The 1,500-nt window shown below is 33.4% G+C and carries 2 protein-coding genes; both read right to left on the bottom strand.

Features of this window, described 5'->3' with window-relative positions; genetic code table 11:
* Positions 1–39 precede the first annotated feature (39 nt).
* Positions 40–462, bottom strand: a complete 423-nt coding sequence (locus tag BLS65_RS17725; RefSeq protein ID WP_125869957.1) for a hypothetical protein — start codon at positions 460–462, stop codon at positions 40–42.
* A 174-nt stretch (positions 463–636) separates the two neighbouring features.
* A complete protein-coding gene (locus BLS65_RS17720) occupies positions 637–1,140 on the bottom strand; it encodes a PH domain-containing protein (RefSeq protein WP_170830200.1) in 504 nt (167 codons plus the stop codon).
* Positions 1,141–1,500 lie beyond the last annotated feature (360 nt).

Here is a 1,500-nt window from a genome sequence, read left to right as displayed (position 1 = left end):
TTTATTGGGATGCAGAGGCAATAAATGAATATTTAGAGTTTAGTCGGACAGTAGTGAAAGAATATATGGGTCATCACTATCAATCTTTCCATTTTTGCTGTAATCAAAAGACTTAACAAAATAAAATAACCAATTACTACATACATAGTCTAAATTATTAGTTTTAGAGCGATTATAATAATCATACTCTTTCTGAAATCCTTTTATAAAAGTATCATCCTTAAATAATCTTTTAGAAGAATCAGTTTTATAATCGTAAACTATCACATTTGAATAATACTCTCCAAAACCAATTTTGCTAGAGTTTAAAATAGTTACGTCAATTTTTACAGGAATCATAATTGTTGATAAACTATCTGTCATTGTCGGGTCTGCAAAATAATTCAGACCTTTACTACTACTTTGTCCAAATCCGGAAATTGAAATCAGGATAAAAATAAATCCAAATAATGCTCTTTTCATATTGGTATCGTTTTTTAATTGGCCACAACGTTTGCTGCTAAGAAATGGCGGGGAGTAAGTAGCAGCAATCTTGTCCCTCGTTAAAACTGATACTAAAGTACCAAAAACTTGCTTATCTGCGCATCAACCCCAGCTATTTTTTAGCAGCTGTTGTGCGCTGCCAAAATAGTACTATTAAAGACTACTTATTATTTTTGCTTTAATTGATTCAAACTCGGAGTCATTAATTAACTTCTTCTCTAGCATTTCTTTTGCTTTCTGCAGTCGATCTAATGAATCGTCAGAAGAATTTCCTGTTGAATTCGCTCCAGTCTGCGAACTATTAATGTTAAGACCACCAGACTTTGCCATTAATTCTTCTAGTTCGCGAATTCGTCTTTTTTCTCTCCACGATTGGTCATGTACTTGTGCTAAACGATAAATACTTTGAGTTTGGTCTTTTCTAAACCCAGTTAATGAAAGAATATATGAAGAAAACTTATTCATAGCTAAATCAGTTGATGCATATTTCTTGAAAAAAATGTCTGCTCCAAAGATTCCTACTTTAAGTTTTGTGTCTCCTAAGTCTTGCCAGCGGAAATCATTCATATCAAAACCAGCTATTAAACCACGTTTAATAACAATGAATCGACCAGATGTCGCTGCAATAAGAATCCGTCTATGAAGCAATGCAAACAATCTACGTTGAATTGCCCAAGCATCAATGGTTTAACCTGTTACAAGAACTGATTTCAAATGCTCATGTGCTTTGACAACATTAGAATCTTCATTTTGTAATGTAACTTCCATATTTTTAATTTATTTGGTATTCAGCTTATGTCACTATTTCACTTCCTATGTGTAAAACTTTCATTGGTTGCGCACAACGTTTTTGGGCTTTGCGAAGGTGGGGAAATCGAAGCACAAATGTTCATTTTAGCACAAATGTTGATTAGAATTCCAATGCCCAAATTTAGCACAAATGCCCCACTTTTGCAAAACCCCTGTGTGTGCCTTGAATGGTAAATATAGTAAAAGTTCTTTAAACGGAAGCGTTTT

The sequence above is a fragment of the Williamwhitmania taraxaci genome, assembly GCF_900096565.1.
In the GTDB taxonomy this organism is placed as follows: Bacteria; Bacteroidota; Bacteroidia; order Bacteroidales; family Williamwhitmaniaceae; genus Williamwhitmania; species Williamwhitmania taraxaci.
The sequence above is the reverse complement of the archived record's forward strand: the minus strand, read 5'-3'. Positions and strand labels throughout refer to the sequence as shown.